18 protein-coding genes are annotated in these 15,428 nt (G+C 70.6%); 4 read left to right on the top strand and 14 right to left on the bottom strand.

What is annotated here, in order from left to right; genetic code table 11:
• Nucleotides 1-56: 56 nt before the first annotated feature.
• Nucleotides 57-401 carry a TraR/DksA family transcriptional regulator gene (locus ACNI14_RS04660; RefSeq protein WP_420518769.1) on the top strand — a complete coding sequence of 115 codons (345 nt, stop codon included), beginning with the start codon at nt 57-59 and terminating at the stop codon, nt 399-401.
• 95 nt (nt 402-496) lie between these two features.
• Here ACNI14_RS04660 and trxA read toward each other — a convergent pair whose 3' ends face one another.
• Nucleotides 497-865 (bottom strand): thioredoxin, encoded by a 369-nt coding sequence (trxA, locus tag ACNI14_RS04665; protein WP_420518770.1) that lies wholly within the window; start codon nt 863-865, stop codon nt 497-499.
• A 127-nt stretch (nt 866-992) separates the two neighbouring features.
• Between trxA and ACNI14_RS04670 the strand changes: the two genes are divergently transcribed.
• The gene (locus ACNI14_RS04670; RefSeq protein WP_420518772.1) at nt 993-1,535 is read left to right on the top strand and encodes a DUF4916 domain-containing protein; all 543 of its coding nucleotides are present in this window, start codon (nt 993-995) and stop codon (nt 1,533-1,535) included.
• 251 nt (nt 1,536-1,786) lie between these two features.
• Here the strand turns inward: ACNI14_RS04670 and rdgB are convergent, their stop codons facing one another.
• From rdgB to ACNI14_RS04720, 10 genes are all read right to left on the bottom strand, one after another.
• Nucleotides 1,787-2,407 (bottom strand): RdgB/HAM1 family non-canonical purine NTP pyrophosphatase, encoded by a 621-nt coding sequence (gene rdgB, locus ACNI14_RS04675; RefSeq protein WP_420518773.1) that lies wholly within the window; start codon nt 2,405-2,407, stop codon nt 1,787-1,789.
• A 1-nt stretch (nt 2,408) separates the two neighbouring features.
• Complete coding sequence (gene rph, locus ACNI14_RS04680; protein ID WP_420518774.1) at nt 2,409-3,158, bottom strand: ribonuclease PH; 750 nt, start codon at nt 3,156-3,158, stop codon at nt 2,409-2,411.
• 48 nt (nt 3,159-3,206) lie between these two features.
• The gene (locus tag ACNI14_RS04685) at nt 3,207-3,971 is read right to left on the bottom strand and encodes an MBL fold metallo-hydrolase (protein WP_420518899.1); all 765 of its coding nucleotides are present in this window, start codon (nt 3,969-3,971) and stop codon (nt 3,207-3,209) included.
• A gap of 2 nt (nt 3,972-3,973) precedes the next feature.
• A complete protein-coding gene (gene murI / locus ACNI14_RS04690) occupies nt 3,974-4,774 on the bottom strand; it encodes a glutamate racemase (RefSeq protein ID WP_420518775.1) in 801 nt (266 codons plus the stop codon).
• Entirely contained in the window at nt 4,767-5,408 is a 642-nt protein-coding gene (locus ACNI14_RS04695) for a DUF2017 family protein (RefSeq protein ID WP_420518777.1), read from the bottom strand. The genes murI and ACNI14_RS04695 overlap by 8 nt, the downstream gene beginning before the upstream one ends.
• On the bottom strand, nt 5,405-5,692 hold the full coding sequence (clpS, locus tag ACNI14_RS04700) for an ATP-dependent Clp protease adapter ClpS (RefSeq protein WP_420518778.1): 288 nt from the start codon (nt 5,690-5,692) through the stop codon (nt 5,405-5,407). Before clpS ends, ACNI14_RS04695 begins: the two co-directional genes overlap by 4 nt.
• Before the next feature lie 76 nt (nt 5,693-5,768).
• On the bottom strand, nt 5,769-6,056 hold the full coding sequence (locus ACNI14_RS04705) for a DUF3039 domain-containing protein (RefSeq protein WP_420518779.1): 288 nt from the start codon (nt 6,054-6,056) through the stop codon (nt 5,769-5,771).
• A gap of 49 nt (nt 6,057-6,105) precedes the next feature.
• Nucleotides 6,106-7,692, bottom strand: coding sequence for a hypothetical protein (locus tag ACNI14_RS04710; RefSeq protein ID WP_420518780.1), 1,587 nt, complete (start codon nt 7,690-7,692; stop codon nt 6,106-6,108).
• The gene (locus tag ACNI14_RS04715; RefSeq protein WP_420518782.1) at nt 7,674-8,447 is read right to left on the bottom strand and encodes an ABC transporter ATP-binding protein; all 774 of its coding nucleotides are present in this window, start codon (nt 8,445-8,447) and stop codon (nt 7,674-7,676) included. The genes ACNI14_RS04710 and ACNI14_RS04715 overlap by 19 nt, the downstream gene beginning before the upstream one ends.
• On the bottom strand, nt 8,444-9,409 hold the full coding sequence (locus tag ACNI14_RS04720) for a calcium/sodium antiporter (RefSeq protein WP_420518783.1): 966 nt from the start codon (nt 9,407-9,409) through the stop codon (nt 8,444-8,446). Before ACNI14_RS04720 ends, ACNI14_RS04715 begins: the two co-directional genes overlap by 4 nt.
• Nucleotides 9,410-9,571: 162 nt before the next feature.
• On the opposite strand from ACNI14_RS04720, the gene ACNI14_RS04725 reads away from it, so the two are divergent.
• The gene (locus ACNI14_RS04725) at nt 9,572-10,648 is read left to right on the top strand and encodes a fatty acid desaturase family protein (RefSeq protein ID WP_420518785.1); all 1,077 of its coding nucleotides are present in this window, start codon (nt 9,572-9,574) and stop codon (nt 10,646-10,648) included.
• Between the two features lie 62 nt (nt 10,649-10,710).
• Complete coding sequence (locus ACNI14_RS04730; protein WP_420518786.1) at nt 10,711-11,763, top strand: DUF389 domain-containing protein; 1,053 nt, start codon at nt 10,711-10,713, stop codon at nt 11,761-11,763.
• Between the two features lie 49 nt (nt 11,764-11,812).
• On the opposite strand, the gene araA is transcribed toward ACNI14_RS04730, so the two are convergent.
• The 3 genes from araA to ACNI14_RS04745 all read right to left on the bottom strand — a co-directional run bounded on the left by araA (nt 11,813) and on the right by ACNI14_RS04745 (nt 15,377).
• Nucleotides 11,813-13,336 (bottom strand): L-arabinose isomerase, encoded by a 1,524-nt coding sequence (araA, locus tag ACNI14_RS04735; protein ID WP_420518787.1) that lies wholly within the window; start codon nt 13,334-13,336, stop codon nt 11,813-11,815.
• The gene (locus ACNI14_RS04740; RefSeq protein WP_420518788.1) at nt 13,333-14,055 is read right to left on the bottom strand and encodes an L-ribulose-5-phosphate 4-epimerase; all 723 of its coding nucleotides are present in this window, start codon (nt 14,053-14,055) and stop codon (nt 13,333-13,335) included. The genes araA and ACNI14_RS04740 overlap by 4 nt, the downstream gene beginning before the upstream one ends.
• A gap of 365 nt (nt 14,056-14,420) precedes the next feature.
• Complete coding sequence (locus ACNI14_RS04745) at nt 14,421-15,377, bottom strand: aldo/keto reductase (protein ID WP_420518789.1); 957 nt, start codon at nt 15,375-15,377, stop codon at nt 14,421-14,423.
• Nucleotides 15,378-15,428 lie beyond the last annotated feature (51 nt).

A 15,428-nucleotide genomic window follows, 5' to 3' on the forward strand; every position in this document is an offset into this window, starting at 1 on the left:
GTGGCCGCATCCCCCCCTCACGGCACGGCCCCGGCGCGCCCGATTAGGGTGAGGCCATGACGCCGGACGAGCACCAGCGAGGATTGCTGCTGGAGCAGCAGGCGCGGCTGCGCGCCCGGGTGGTCACGCTCGAGACGGAGCTGGACGCCCTGACCCAGGAGCGGCGCGGCGAGTTCGACGACGACGAGCATGACCCCGAGGGAGCGACACTCTCCTCCCAATGGTCGATGGCGGCCGGCCTTCTCGAATCCGCCCGCGCGCACGCGCGCCAGGCGGACGATGCGGTCCGACGTCTCGACTCCGGCGAGTACGGGATCTGCGTGGCCTGCGCGAATCCCATACCCCTCGCGCAGCTCGAGGCCCGGCCCCTACGCGAACGCTGCGTGGCCTGTTCCACCTGACCGCACGGTCGGCTCGGGGTGGGTCACCCCGCGGGGCACGCAAAGAGCCCCGGACCTCACGGATCCGGGGCTCGTCGCGTGACGCGGTTCGTCGACTACTCGGCGGCCTGCTGAGCGGCCACGTCGGCGCGGACCTTGTCCATGTCGAGGTCCTCGACGGCCTTCACGAGGTTCTGCAGGTCGGGGCCCGCGAGGGCACCGGCCTGGTTGTAGACCATGATCCCGTCGCGGAACGCCATCAGCGTCGGGATCGCGGTGATGCCGAACTGGGCACCCAGCGCCTGCTGGTCCTCAGTGTCGACCTTCGCGTGGGTGATCTCCGGCTTCTCTTCTGCCGACTGCTCGAAGATGGGGGCGAAGCGCTTGCACGGCCCGCACCACTCGGCCCAGAAGTCGACGAGGACGATCCCGTCCTTCGTCACGGTCTGCTCAAAGTTCTCGGTGGTCAATTCAACGGTTCCCATGGGGTTCCTTCCTCTTGTCGCTTCAGTGCCCCCGGTAACGCGAGTCCACTGGGGGGTATTCCGAACCAGGCTCCCACGCATCGGCGCGGTTGCGATGCAAGCCACCGCGAGACGGTAGAAAGGAGGTATGACAGACATGGCAGAGATGCCGCCCGAGCCTTCCGGGTGGTTGTCCGAGCGCGAGCTGCAACACGTCCGTGGGGAGCTCCCGCTGCTGTACATCAACGCGGTGCCCGTTCGGGTCGACGCCGCGGGCGAGGTCACGGAGGTGGGGCTGCTGCTGCGCGCGGACGATGGTGCGATCTCCCGCGCCCTCGTCGCCGGCCGGGTGCTGTTCCACGAGCGCATCCGCGACGCGCTGATCCGCAACCTCGAGAAGGACCTGGGCACCGTGGCGCTGCCTCGCATCCCCACCTCTCCCACGCCGTTCGCGGTGGCGGAGTACTTTCCGACCGAGGGGTTCAGCGCCTTCCACGACTCGCGTCAGCATGCGGTGGCGCTGGCGTTCGTGGTGCCGGTCGACGGTGAATGCGAGCCCAGCCAGAACGCTCTCGACATCGTGTGGCTCAGCCCCGAGGAGGCGGCCAGCGACGACGTCGCCCGCGACATGACCGGCGGTCAGCACAGCCTGCTGCGCCGGGCGCTGGCCCACTGCGGCGTCCTGGACTGAGCCCGGACCAGCGGTCCGGTGCGCCCAAGCCGACCCGCGCATCGGCCCCACCCCGCACGACGGACCGGACCAACTGAGCGGCCTCGCCGCAGCTATGCGGCGGACCAGGCGCCGGCGCTCAGTTGAACCGTCCGATCGGCCGCCGCAGGGGCGGGCCGGCACTCCCTTGCACTCACGCCGTGCGGTCGGCCGATGCGGGGGCCGGGAGGCGCGCGGGCGTCACCGCGATCGCGGCGAGGGTCGCAGAGCGCTCAGGCGCGGGGCTCGGCCAGGATGGCCGCCACGTGAGGAGCCATGGCCCTGAACGCCGCCCCCCGGTGCGACAGCTCGTTCTTGCTCTCGGGGCTGAGCTCGGCGTTGGTGACGCCCTGTCCGTCGGCCACGAACACAGGGTCGTAGCCGAAGCCGCCGTCGCCGCGTGGCTCTCGTGCGACCGTGCCGAGCATGCGCCCCACCTCGACGAACTCTCGGCCGTCGGGCGTCACGAAGGCCGCCGCGCACACGAACTGGGCGCCGCGGTGCTCGTCGGGCACGTCCGCGATCTGGTCCAGCAGCAGCGCGAGGTTGGCGGCGTCGTCTCCGTGGGATCCGGCCCAGCGCGCGGAGAACACGCCCGGGGCGCCGCCCATCACGTCGACCGCGAGACCCGAGTCGTCGGCGAGCGCCGGGGCACCCGTCGAGGCCGCGAGCGCCCGCGCCTTGATCAGGGCGTTGGCCTCGAAGGTCACCCCGTCCTCGACGGGGGACGGCGCGTCCAGGTCCAGCGCCGATGCGACCTCGTCCCGGTGCACGTGCGGCAGCAGCGGCGCGAGGATCGCCCAGATCTCGTCCACCTTGTGGCCGTTGCGCGTGGCGATGGCGAGGCGTGTCATGTCAGCCCGCCGCCTTGTCGACACCGAGCGCCCGCGCCTGCATGGCTGCGAGGTCCGCGTTGCCGGCGGTCGCGAGCGCGAGCAGCTCGTCCAGTTCCGCCTTGCTGAACGTCTCGCCCTCGGCCGTGCCCTGCACCTCCACGAACCCGCCGTCGCCCGTCATCACGACGTTCATGTCCGTCTCCGCGCGCACGTCCTCTTCGTAGGGCAGGTCGAGCATGGGCGTGCCGTCGATGATGCCCACCGAGATCGCGGACACCGAACCTGACAGCGGCTGCGCGCCGGGCTTGATGGCGCCGTTGGCGCGGCCCCACGCGATCGCATCGGCCAACGCCACGTAGGCGCCGGTGATGGCGGCGGTGCGGGTGCCGCCGTCCGCCTGCAGCACGTCGCAGTCCAGCACGATGGTGTTCTCGCCCAGGCCCTTCACGTCGATCACGGCGCGCAGCGAGCGGCCGATGAGGCGGCTGATCTCGTGGGTGCGTCCGCCGATCTTGCCGCGCACGGACTCGCGGTCATTGCGCGTGTTCGTCGAGCGGGGCAGCATCGCGTACTCGGCGGTGACCCACCCCTCGCCCGAGCCCTTCTTCCAGCGCGGCACCCCCTGCGTGAACGACGCGGCGCACAGCACCTTGGTGCCGCCGAAGGTCACGAGGCACGAGCCCTCGGCGGAATCGAGCCACGAGCGCTCGAAGGTTACGGGGCGGAGCTGGTCGGGGGCGCGCCCATCGGCGCGGGTGAGGGAAGTCATGCCCCGAGCCTAACGGCGGTGCGGGACGGGCAACGCGAGAAGCCCTGCTCAGAAGCCGTGCACGTGGCCCGGGCGCGCGAGGCACGCGAGCGGCACGTGACGACGCACGGCCGCGAGCGTGGGCTGGGGATCGATCCAGGATGCGACGTGCGTGACGATCAGCGACTCGACGCCGGCCTCCGCCGTCATGCGGCCCAGCTGGTCTCCCGTCATGTGGACCCCGTCGGGGTTGACCTCCCGCGTCCCCCATCCGGCCTCGCCGAGGATCAGCCCGGCGCGCGCCGCGAGGTCGTCCACCTCGTCGCAGCGGTCGGTGTCCCCGGTGAACAGCAGGTGCGAGTCCCCGGCCGAGACGAGGTACGCGAGGGCCGGCACGGGATGGCGCGCACGCGCGGCGGTGATGGTGAACGGGCCCAGGTGGGTCACATCGGAGTGGGCGAGCGGGCGGTAATCGAACACATCCATGTCCGCGCCGTCCGGGTCCCCCGCAACCTCGTGCACGCGACGGTCCAGCCCCTCGGGGCCGAGCAGCGGAATCAGCGGGAGGTCCTCGTCGCGGGCCGGGCCATAGCGGCGCAGCACCGACAGCGCGCCCAGGTCCGCGCAGTGATCGGGGTGGCCGTGGGAGACGAGCACCCCGTCCACCCGGGCGGGATCGCAGTACCGCTGCAGCGGTCCGATGGCACCCGACCCCAGGTCCATCACGAGCCGCCACATGCGGCCGTCCTGGTCCTCGGCCTCGAGCAGGTAGCAGGACGCGGGAGAGTCCGGGCCGGCGGTGGAGCCCGCGCACCCGACGATGGTGAGTCGCATCGTCACAGCGCCTCCACCCGCGTCACGACGGGCCCGAGGAACCGCTGCGCGAGCGCCTCGAATCGCGCGGACTCCCCCGTGGCGAAGAACCGGTGATCGGCGACGCTGCCGGGGGTGCGCTCGATGCCCTGGGCGGTGAGCGCCCGATACACGTCGATCGCCGTCTCGGTGGCGGAGTCCACCAGCGTCACGTCGGGCCCCATCACGTAGCCGATCGCGCCCTGCAGCATCGGGTAGTGGGTGCAGCCCAGAATGAGCGTGTCGACGTCGGCTGCCTGCAGCGGCGCAAGGTACTCCCGCGCCAGCGCGATGACCTCGGGCCCCGAGGTGATGCCGGACTCGACCAGCTCGACGAACCGCGGGCACGCCTGCGAGTGGAGAGAGATGTCCGGCGCGGCGGCCAGGGCGTCGTCATAGGCCCCGGACGTGATGGTCGCGGTGGTGCCCACCACCCCGATGCGCCCGGACTTGGTGAGCGAGACGGCCCGCCGGACGGCGGGGACGATCACCTCGACCACCGGCACGCCCCGTTCCCTCGAGAACCTCTCGCGGGCGTCGCGCAGCACGGCGGCAGACGCGGTGTTGCACGCGATCACCAGCATCTTCACGCCGTCCTCGACCAGCGAGTCCATGATCGACAGTGCGTGCCTGCGCACGTCCGAGATCGGCAGCGGCCCGTACGGCCCGTACTTGGTGTCCCCCACGTAGTGGATGGACTCGTGGGGCAGCTGATCCATGATCGCGCGGGCCACCGTCAGCCCCCCGACCCCCGAGTCGAACACCCCGATGGGCGCGTCACTCACGTCCGTCCTCCTCGATCGCGAACTGCACCAGCGACTCCTGCAGCCACGTCAGCGCCTGGTAGAGCATCCCGAGCCAGACCCTCTCGGGGTCGACCTCCAGGTCGTCCTCGGCATCCGTCGCGATGGCGTGGGTCGCGAGATCGATCTCGTCGTGCAGCCGCTCGGCGTCCTCGTCGCTGTCGAGCCGCAGTCGCGACGCGAGCACGAGCCGCACGTCGGTGAGCGCGGCGGCCGTCGACATCGCGTCCGCGGCGGGGACCGCCCACTCGGGACCGTCCTCGCTCAACTGCTCCCACATGGTGCGCAGCCGCGCCACCTTGAGGTCGCGCAGGTCGCCCTCCGTGAGCCGCCGGAACTCGTCGGCGACGTCGCGGTCGTCCTTCGACGCCGTCGGCAGCAGCCGCAGCACGGCCGGGTCGTGCGGCTCAGCGAGCGATTCCTCGAGGCCCCGCAGGTGCCGGAAGATCTCGTCCGCCTCGTCCAGGCCCGCATCGCGGTCGATCGGAGAGTCCATGCCGAACTGCTCGCCGCCGAGCAGCAGCCCCACGTCGGCGACGATGCGCGCGATGACCATGCGCTCCTCGTCGTCCAGTTCCGCCACTGCGGCGTCGCCGCGGACGGAGAAGCCCTTCACTCGCCGCTCCTTTGCAGCGTCGCCCACAGCCCGTAGCCGTGCATCGCCTGCACGTCGACCTCCATCTTCTCGCGGCCGCCGGAGCTGACCACCGAGCGGCCCTTCTCGTGCACCTCCCGCATGCGCGCCTCCGCGTCGTGGCGCGAGAAGCCGAAGTAGGTCTGGAACACGTGGGTGACGTAGCTCATGAGGTTGACGGGGTCGTTCCACACGATGGTGACCCATGCATCGTCGGTGCGGGTCGCCACAGCGCCTTCGCGCTCGAGCTCTCCCTGCGTGGACACGTCTCCAGCCTAGGGCCGATGCGCGGGCGGGGTGGGGAGGCCAGGCGTCAGGACGGGGTTTGCGAGGCTGGGGCGGTCAGTCGTCCCCGTCGTCGCTGCCGAAGCGGCCGTCGATGATGTCCTTGCACGCCGGGCACACGGGGAACTTGTTCGGGTCGCGTCCCGGGATCCACACCTTGCCGCACAGCGCGATCACGGGGTCGCCCGACATTGCGGACTCCATGATCTTCTCCTTGCGCACGTAGTGCGCAAAGCGCTCGGCGTCGCCGGGCTCGGAGAGCTCGCGGGTGTCGACGCGCTCGATGGTCGCGGTGCCGCCCTGCGGGGAGCCGGGCTCCGACTGGGGGTCGAGGGTCTCGCTCATGACGACCATCCTACGACGGCGCTCGGGCCGCCGGAAGGCCCCCGTGGCGTCAGGAGACCGCGGCCAGCAGCCGTCCCGACCGCCGGTCGAAGAGCGTGCCCGCGGCCCTCACGCCTGCGATCGCGCCCGCCGTGCCGAGACCCACCCCGGCGACGAGGGCCACCCAGCCCCAGCGCGCATCGGCCGTCAGAGAGAGCACGAAGGCCGCGGTCACCAGCGGAAGCGCAGCCGCCATGGCCACCCCCGACACCAGCTGAGCGACGAGGCTCGCGCCGACCGATCCCACCTCGGCGCCGAAGGGATTCTCTCCCGGTCCTGGCGCGCGATACGGGAGCAGCACGGACGTCACCGCCGAGATGCCGAGCGTCACGCCGAGCGCGCCCACGCAGGCGCCCACCAGTCCGGGCGCCGCGTCCCATCGCCCCGACCAGGCCAGCACGCCGACGGCGGACAGGACGAGCAGCGGAGCCGCCCACGACAGCACGGCCTGCATGCGCCCCATCATCGATGCCCGCCCGATTCTGCCCGCGACGATGTCCATGTGCAGCGCCGTGGAGTCGTAGGCGACGTCGTTGTGGCGGCCCCAGCCGATCGACGCGGCGAGCATGACCGGTGCGGCGAAGGCCCAGCGGTCGTCGAGACCGAGGATCGGGACCACGAGCAGGAAGAACACGACGGGCAGGGTCACGACCCCGATCGCGCTCACGATGTAGCGGGCGTCCGTGCGCCAGTACACGAGCGACCGGGCACGGACCGCCGCGGCGACGCCGTCCTCGCCGCCGTGAGCGCCGCGCGCGTCGAGGATCGCGTCTGACCGGCGCCGCGCGCCCGCTCCCCTGAAAGTGGGGTGCACGAGCGTATAGGCCACGTTCGCGCGCCACGCCGCGTGCACGATGACCACCGTGAGCGCGAGCACGCCGAGTCGCCACGCCGCGGCCACCGGGTCGCCCTGAGCGAGCGCTCCCGGCGCGGCCATGCCGGCACCCACCGGGGTCCGGCCGAGCCACTCCAGGATCACCGGGATCTCATACGCGAGAGCCGAGTCGAGTCCCGACCGCAGGGTGATCCACGCCGCGGGCGCGAGCAGCGCGACGGCCGCCGCCGCACCCGCGGCGCCCGCCGCGCGCGCGCGGCGCGAGGACAGCAGCCGGCCGGACCACGCCACCCCCACGCGCGCGCTCACGATCATGAGGGCGACCGTCAGCACGCCGCCCACGGTGGCCACAGCGACCACCGCCGCGCCGTCGTGACGCCACGCCCCCGCCAGGATGACGAACACCGCGACGAAGAACAGGGTGGGAAGGGTGAGCGCCGCGGCGATGGTCAGTCCCGGCATGAGCCGTCGTGCGGGCACGCCGAGGCTCGCGAACCGGCCCGGGTCGAGGGTGTCCTCGAGACCGGTCACGAGCAGAGGCACCACGACCCAGCCCGCCACGCACACGGCGGCGAACGCGACCAGGATCGTGGCCCGGGAGTCGGACGTCTCGAGGGACAGGAACCGCTGCACCCAGAACGTCGCGGGGATCAGCGACAGCGACCACACGGCGCCGCCGATGAGCAGCAGCGCGCGCCACCACTCGCGCCGCAGCTGGTGACGCATCACCCGGGCCTTGAGCCCTAGGACTGCCGCAACCACGTCAGATCCCGCGCATCGGCGCCGCCGCCCACCAGTCCCACGAACCGTTCCTCCAGGTCCACGCCTCCACGCACCTCGTCGACGGTGCCCGCGGCGAGAATCCGGCCAGCGCCCACCACCGCGACGTGGTCGCACAGCCGCTCGACGAGCGCCATCACGTGCGACGACAGCACGACGGTGCCGCCGGTGTCCACGAACGACTGGAGGATGCGGCGGATCGCTCCGGCGCTGACCGGGTCCACCGCCTCGAACGGCTCGTCGAGCACGAGCACGCGCGGCGCGTGAACGAGGGCGCACGCGAGCCCGATCTTCTTGGTCATTCCCGCAGAGAAGTCGGTGACGAGCGTCGAGCCGGCGGACCCCAGGTCGAGCGCGGCGAGCAGATCGTCGCGGCGTTCGCGCACCACATCCCGCGGCATCCCGCGCAGGAGTCCGGCATAGCTGATGAGCTCGGCGCCAGTGAGGCGGTCGAACGTGTGCAGTCCGTCCGGCAGCACGCCGATCAGGGGCTTGGCCTCATCCGGCCGGGACCACAGGTCGATCCCGTGCACCGACACGGAGCCGGAATCGGGTTCGAGCAGGCCCGTCGCCATCGACAGCGTGGTGGTCTTGCCCGCTCCGTTCGGCCCCACGACTCCGTAGAACGTGTGGGTGGGGATGTCGAGGTCGATCCCGTCCACCGCGAGGGTCGCGCCGAACCGCTTGGTCAGTCCGCGCAGCGACAGCGCGGTCGCCCTGGCATCGGCCCCGGTCACGAGGGGTTCAGCACGAGGTAGGCGGTGTAGCCGAGCCAGAGCACGAGGAACGCCGCCCCTTCGAATCGGTTGATGCGCCCGTCGCGGTGCAGCCGGAACCCGAAGATCAGCAGCAGCACGGTCATGAGCATCACCATCGACAGGTCTCGATAGAGCAGGTCGGTGCCGACCGCGGCCGGGGCGATGAGCCCGGCGATGCCCACCACGCCCAGGGTGTTGAAGAGGTTGGAGCCGATGATGTTGCCCAGCGCCAGGTCGTTCTCGCCCTTGCGGGCGGCGGCGATGGACGACGCCAGCTCGGGTGCCGAGGTGCCGATCGCCACCACGGTCAGGCCGATCACGAGGTCCGACCAGCCGAGCTCCACGGCGATCTCGGTCGCGCCCCACACCAGCAGGCGCGACGACAGCACGAGCAGCACCAGCCCCACGCCCAGCCAGATCCATGCGGCACGCTTCGACAGCCCGCGCGAATCCGTCTCCTGATCCACCTGATGGGCGTAGTCCTCGTCGGGCTCCTGCCGGGACTGCAGCACGGACCACGTGAGCAGCACCACCAGCAGCAGCACCAGCACGCCCGAGTCGCCGCGCGAGAGCTGCCCGTCGCTCATCAGCAGCCACGCGACCAGGGTCACCACGATGAGCAGCGGCATCTCCTTGCGGAGGATGCCGCGGCGGACGATGACCGGCAGGATGATCGCGGTGACGGCCAGCACCAGTCCGATGTTCACGATGTTCGAGCCGAACGCGTTGCCCAGCGCGATCTCGGGTGTGCCCTGCGCGGCCGCAAAGGACGACACCACGATCTCCGGCGCGGACGTGCCGAAGCCGATCACGATCATGCCGATGAGCAGGGGCGCCATTCCCAGGAACCGGGCGACGGTCGCGGCTCCCATGACGAATCTCTCCGCGCTCCACGCGAGGATGCCGAGTCCGACGACCGTGGCGATGATGGGGGCGATCATGGGCACGACAGTACCGGCGGGAGGTGCAGGATTCGCTGAGACATCCCCCACGTGGGGGTGTGACTCGGAACCTACGGTCGCGTAGGGTTAGTGGATCAATACGTTCAGCTTCCGCTCGAACTCGGCTGAAGAGCCGCACCGACGACAGACCTCAGGAGTGACATGACGGACACGCCGCGCAGTGCGCCCGCCCACTTCCCCAGCAACCCCATCACGCACCGATTCGCAGAGATCGCCGCGACAGTCCGGGACACCGGGCTGCTCAGCCGCGCCTACGGCTTCTATGCCGTCTTCGGGGCCGCCCTGGCGCTCGCGCTGGGCGGGGTCATCACCGCGTTCATCCTGGTGGGCGAGTCCTGGTGGCAGCTGGCTGTCGCCGCAGCGCTGGGCCTCGTGCTGACGCAGGTGGCGTTCCTCGGTCACGAAGCCTCGCACCGCGCCGTGTTCGTCTCCGGGCCCGCGAACGACCGCCTGGGCCGCATCCTCAGCACCATCATCGTGGGCATCAGCCACCAGTGGTGGATGTCCAAGCACTCGCGTCACCACGCGAACCCCAACAAGCGCGGCTCCGACCCGGACATCGAGCAGGACACCATCACCTTCATCGAGGAGGACGCCGCCAAGACCAAGGGCGTCATCCGGTGGATCAACCAGCGTCAGGGCTGGCTGTTCTTCCCGCTGCTGACGTTCGAGGGCCTGAACCTCCACTACCGATCCGTCGCGTCGCTCGTCACGCAGGGCTCGCGCCGTCAGCGGTGGATGGAGCTGCCGATGATCGCGCTCCACTTCGGCCTGTACCTCGTGCCGGTGTTCCTGATGCTGCCGCTCGGCATGGCGTTCGCCTTCATCGGCGTCCAGATGGCCGTGTTCGGCGTGTACATGGGCGCCTCGTTCGCCCCGAACCACAAGGGCATGATGATCGTCCCCGACGACGTCAAGATGGACTTCTTCTCCAAGCAGGTGCTCACCAGCCGCAACATCCGCGGCGGATGGGGCATGAACATCTTCATGGGCGGGCTCAACTACCAGATCGAGCACCACCTGTTCCCGAACATGTCGCGCCCCAACCTGGCCCGCACCCGCGTCATCGTGCGCGAGTACTGCGAGACGCACAACGTCCCGTACACGGAGACCGGTCTCATGGAGTCCTACGGCATCGTCATCGAGTACCTGAACCGCGTGGGACTGGCCGCCCGTGACCCGTTCGACTGCCCCGAGCGCTCCGCGATGGGCCGCTGAGCATCTCTCGGCCCTGACGTACCGACCGCGCGCGGGGCGTGCGGTGCGGACACACTGGGACCATGTCCTACCTGAGCGACTTCCGCGCCACGCCTGAAGCGGTGGCGCGCATGCGCCAGGACGTGCTGTTCGAGCACGACGACAACGCCCGGCGCTACTCCAAGTTCTGGGTGCTGATGATCCTGTCGTCCGCGCTTGCGGCCGCAGGCATCCTCACGGAGTCCGTCGCGGCTCTCATCGGCGCGATGATCATCTCCCCCTTCATCACCCCGATGACCGGGGTGATGCTCGCGGCCGTGCTGAGCCAGCGCGCCAACATGCTGCGTTCGGTCGGACTCGTGCTCGCCGGCGCCGCGGCTGCGGTCGCTGTGGGCTTCTTGCTCGGTCTCATCGTGGACGCCCCGGTCTCCCCCGAGACCAATGCGCTCGTCGCGGGCCGCGTGGTGCCCATCGGATTCGACGTCGTGGTCGGAGCGCTCACGGGGGTGGTCGCGGCGGTCGCGCTCGTGCGCGAGGACATCTCGAACTCGGTGCCCGGCGTCGCCATCGCCGTCACGATCATCTCCGCGCTCGCGGTCACGGGACTGCTGCTCGAGTCCGGCGCATACGCGCCGGCATGGGACGCATTCGTGCTGTTCGTGGCGAACGCCACGGCGACGCTCGCCACGGGGACCCTCACCATGGTGCTGTGCGGCGTACGCGCGTCGCTGGGCTTTCCCAAGGACGTCGAGTCAGGGGACGTCAACGCGAACGACCCGCGCCACGTGGACAGGGGTCCGTGGAGCCGTGTGGTCACCCTGGGCGCCGTCGCGGTGGTGATCGCCGCACCGCTGATCGCCTCCGCCATTCACCTCTCGGAGGAGCAGGGCACTCAGGACGCGGCGCGCGAAGCTGCCGTGGAGTGGGCGCAGACCCGCGACGTCGAGTTCGTGGGGATCGACGCCGCCGGGGAGCACCTCACCCTGAGCTTCGAGGGGCCCACTCCCCTGCCGAGCACGGACGCGCTCGCGACCGCGCTGTCCACCGCAGGAGTCGACCCGTCAGGGGTCGAGGTGCGGCTGGTGCCCGTCACGACGCAGCTGCTGCGCGACGAGCCAGCCGTCCCCGACCCGTGAGAGCTCGCGGTCTCGACAGGCCCCGTGCTCTCTACACCTTCCGCGCTCGCTACAGCCCCTGTGCCAGTCGGTAGTACGCGGCGTTCGCGCGCATCTCGGCGGCGAAACCCGGCAGGGTGGTCGACTCGTCGATGACCAGCAGTTCGACCTCGCTCATGGTCGCGAAGTCCCGGAACACCTCGAGTCCCACCTGGTTCGACATGACGGTGTGGTGCGCCGCACCTGCCTGGATCCAGGCGGTGGCGGAGGTGTGGAAGTCGGGCTGCGGCTTCCACACGGCGTGACCGACCGGGAGGTTCGGCATCGGCGCCGGGAGGTCCACGTTCTCCACAACGTTGGCGACCAGGCGGAACCGTTCGCGCATGTCGCTCATGGCGACCACGATGGCGTCTCCCGCATCGGCCGTGAAGACCAGGCGGACCGGGTCCTCCTTGCCGCCGATGCCGAGCTCGGCGACCGTGAGGCGCGCCTTCTGGCTGGACAGGGCGGGGTTGACCTCGAGCATGTGGGCGCCGAGGATCAGCTCGTTGCCGGGCTCCAGGTGGTACGTGTAGTCCTCCATCAGGCTCGCGCCACCCGGCAGGCCGGCACCCATGACGGCGGCGGTGCGCACCAGGATCGCGGTCTTCCAGTCACCCTCGGCGCCGAACCCGTATCCGTCGGCCATGAGGCGCTGCACTGCGAGGCCCGGGAGCTGTCGCAGCTCGCCCAGGTCCTCGAACGTCGTGGTGAAGGCCGTGAAGCCTCCCTCCTCCAGGAACGAACGCAGGCCGAGCTCGATCGCCGCGCCGTAGCGCAGGGAGTCCGCCCGCTCGCCTCCGGGGCGCAGGTTCTCGTCGACGTCGTAGGTGTCGACGTACTCGGCGACCAGGGCGTCGATGTCCGTCTCGGACTGCGCGTGGACGACCTCGGCCAGCTCGTTGACGCCCCAGGTGTTGACCTGGACGCCCAGCTTGATCTCGGCCTCGGTCTTGTCCCCCTCGGTGACCGCGACGTTGCGCATGTTGTCGCCGAACCGCGCCAGGCGCAGGTTCCTGCTCGCGTGACGACCGGCGGCGGCGCGCACCCACGTGCCGATGCGCTCCTGCGTGGCGGTGTGCGAGGCGTGGCCCGCCACCGTGGTGCGCGGAATCGACATGCGGGTCTCGATGTACCCGAACTCGCGGTCGCCGTGCGCGGCCTGGTTGAGGTTCATGAAGTCCATGTCGATCTTGTCCCACGGCAGGTCCACGTTCGCCTGCGTGTGCAGGTGCAGCAGCGGCTTGTCGAGGGCGCCCAGGCCGGCGATCCACATCTTCGCGGGGCTGAAGGTGTGCATCCACGCGATGACGCCGATCACCCTGTCGTCCGCGTTCGCGTCGAGCATCGCCTGACGGATCCCGTCACGCGACTTCACGACCGGCTTCCACACGATGCGAGCCGGTACCGCGCCGGCGCCATCCAGCGTCGCGGCAACCTGCTGCGACTGCTCGGCCACCTGGCGAAGCGTGTCCTCCCCGTAGAGGTCCTGGCTACCGGTGAGGAACCAGACTTCGTACTCGGCGAGGTCGGGGATGACTGAACGGGTGCTCACTTCGATTCTCCTTCTGCGGCGGCGTCGCCGCGCTGTCCGTAGACGTTCTGATAGCGATCGAAAAGTGCATCGATCTTGTCCTGGGGAAGCGGGATGAGGTCCCCTCCCTGGCGTGCGATGTGGGTGGTGCGAGCCACGTCCTCGCACATGACGGCGGCCTTGACGGCGGCCTTCGCGTCCTTGCCGATGGTGAACACGCCGTGGTTCTGCATGAGCACCGCGGGCGAGCGGTGGCCCTCCAGAGTGGCGACGATCCCGCGGCCGATGCTGTCGTCGCCGATGATCGCGAACGGGCCCACCGGGACGGGTCCGCCGAACTCGTCCGCCATTCCGGTGATGTGACAGGGAATCTCCTCGCCCCGCGCGGCCCACGCCGTCGCGTACGTCGAGTGCGTGTGCACCACGCCGCCCACGTCGGCCATGTGGCGATACACGTACGCGTGCGCTGCCGTGTCGGACGAGGGGCTGCGCTCTGAGCCGGGCGAACCAGGCACGGCCTGTCCGTCGAGGGTGCACAGGATCATGTTCTCGGGGGCCAGCTCGTCGTAGCTCACGCCGGAGGGCTTGATGACGAACAGCTCTTCACCCGGCACGCGCCCGGAGATGTTTCCGCCCGTCCACACCACGAGCTCATAGCGGGTGAGCTCGCTGTGCAGCCGCGACACGTCCGCCCGGATGCGATCGATGGTTTCCTGAACGGCAGAGCTGAACTGGCTCACTGAGGTGCCTCCCGGCAAGTGGTCGTGGTGCGGTGCGGGACCGCGCCGCAGTGGCGCTCCCCCCACTCACGGAGATCTCGGATTCCACGGTACCGCGCGCCGCGGGCTCGACCCAGGACGGAGGTCTGGGTAGCGGCACCGGCAAGGAATCCACATCGGCCGGGACCGTGCCCGGCCGCGCGGGCGACGCTCGCGAGCGCGCCTGCGTGGCGCGCGCCTGGATCGGGCGTCATGGCGTGAACGTTAACAGCATCACCGGGCCCCCAGCAACGCGACACGCCCGTGGAGAACGTTTTCGGCGACCCCTTGAAAACTCGCCTTGCTGTGGCCAGGACCCGGCCCCGTCAGCGCCCCCGTGGCCCGCCTCAGGCCGGGAACAGCGCCTCGATCAGGGTGACCTGGTCCGGCTCGGGACGCCATGCGGCCGAGGCCGCGTTCTGCGCCACCTGCTCGGGCCGCGTCGCGCCCGCGATCACCGAGGAGACGCCTCGACGCGCCAGGAACCACCCGAGGGTGGCCTCGAGCATGGACACGCCCCAGTCGTCGCACAGGCGCTGGTAGGCCTCCATCGCGTCCCAGTCGGCGTCCTGAGCGATGTGGGGCCGCTGTCGGGCGATGCGGGAATCCGCAGGCATCTCCGTGCGCGAGAACTTCCCGGTGAAGAGCCCGTTGGCCAGGGGAAAGAAAGGCAGGAACCCGGCGCCGATGCGCTCGGCGGCCGCGAAGCGGCCGTCGGCATCGACGGCGCGGGCGACGAGGCTCAGCTCGTCCTGGCTCGACGCGATGCCGGGCGCGCCGACCGACGTGGCCCCCGCATCGGCCGCAGTCAATTGCTCAGCCGTGAACTGCGAGACGCCGTAGCTGCGGATCTTGCCCTCGTCGATGAGCTCCGCGAGGGCGCCGATGGTCTCCTCGATGGGAGTCGCGGGATCCGGCTGGTGCTGCTGGAAGAGGTCGATGCGATCCGTCTGCAGGCGCTCGAGCGAAGCCTCGCACGCGGCGCGCAGGTAGGCGCGCGACCCCTTGGCGCCGCGGTCGTCGAGCGGCGTCGCGACATCGATGAAGCCGAACTTGGTGGCGAGGACGGCCTCGTCGCGGCGGCCGCGCAGGGCATGGCCCATGAGGGTCTCGCTGAGGCCCCACTCGCCGCCGTACAGGTCCGCGGTGTCGAAGAACGTGACGCCCGCATCGAGAGCCGCGTGGATGACCGCGTCCGTCCCCGCCTGGGACTCCGAGGCAGTGCCGGCGCGACCGAAGTTGTTGCAGCCGAGTCCCACCGCGCTGACGGTGAACGGGGCGGGGCCGAGAGTGCGCTGTTCCATGCCACCACGCTAGGCCACCACGCTAGCCCGCGTGGGCCGCGCGCACGAAAG

Origin of the sequence: Demequina pilifera (assembly GCF_048814985.1) — a bacterium.
GTDB lineage: Bacteria > Actinomycetota > Actinomycetes > Actinomycetales > Demequinaceae > Demequina.

Coding starts and splice junctions, on each gene's coding strand:
- rph (WP_420518774.1), bottom strand. CDS start 3,158: ATGACTTCCCTCACCCGCGCCGATGGGCGCGCCCCCGACCAGCTCCGC.
- ACNI14_RS04685 (WP_420518899.1), bottom strand. CDS start 3,971: ATGCGACTCACCATCGTCGGGTGCGCGGGCTCCACCGCCGGCCCGGAC.
- ACNI14_RS04670 (WP_420518772.1), top strand. CDS start 993: ATGACAGACATGGCAGAGATGCCGCCCGAGCCTTCCGGGTGGTTGTCC.
- rdgB (WP_420518773.1), bottom strand. CDS start 2,407: ATGACACGCCTCGCCATCGCCACGCGCAACGGCCACAAGGTGGACGAG.
- ACNI14_RS04660 (WP_420518769.1), top strand. CDS start 57: ATGACGCCGGACGAGCACCAGCGAGGATTGCTGCTGGAGCAGCAGGCG.
- ACNI14_RS04745 (WP_420518789.1), bottom strand. CDS start 15,377: ATGGAACAGCGCACTCTCGGCCCCGCCCCGTTCACCGTCAGCGCGGTG.
- ACNI14_RS04720 (WP_420518783.1), bottom strand. CDS start 9,409: ATGATCGCCCCCATCATCGCCACGGTCGTCGGACTCGGCATCCTCGCG.
- trxA (WP_420518770.1), bottom strand. CDS start 865: ATGGGAACCGTTGAATTGACCACCGAGAACTTTGAGCAGACCGTGACG.
- ACNI14_RS04705 (WP_420518779.1), bottom strand. CDS start 6,056: ATGAGCGAGACCCTCGACCCCCAGTCGGAGCCCGGCTCCCCGCAGGGC.
- ACNI14_RS04730 (WP_420518786.1), top strand. CDS start 10,711: ATGTCCTACCTGAGCGACTTCCGCGCCACGCCTGAAGCGGTGGCGCGC.
- ACNI14_RS04725 (WP_420518785.1), top strand. CDS start 9,572: ATGACGGACACGCCGCGCAGTGCGCCCGCCCACTTCCCCAGCAACCCC.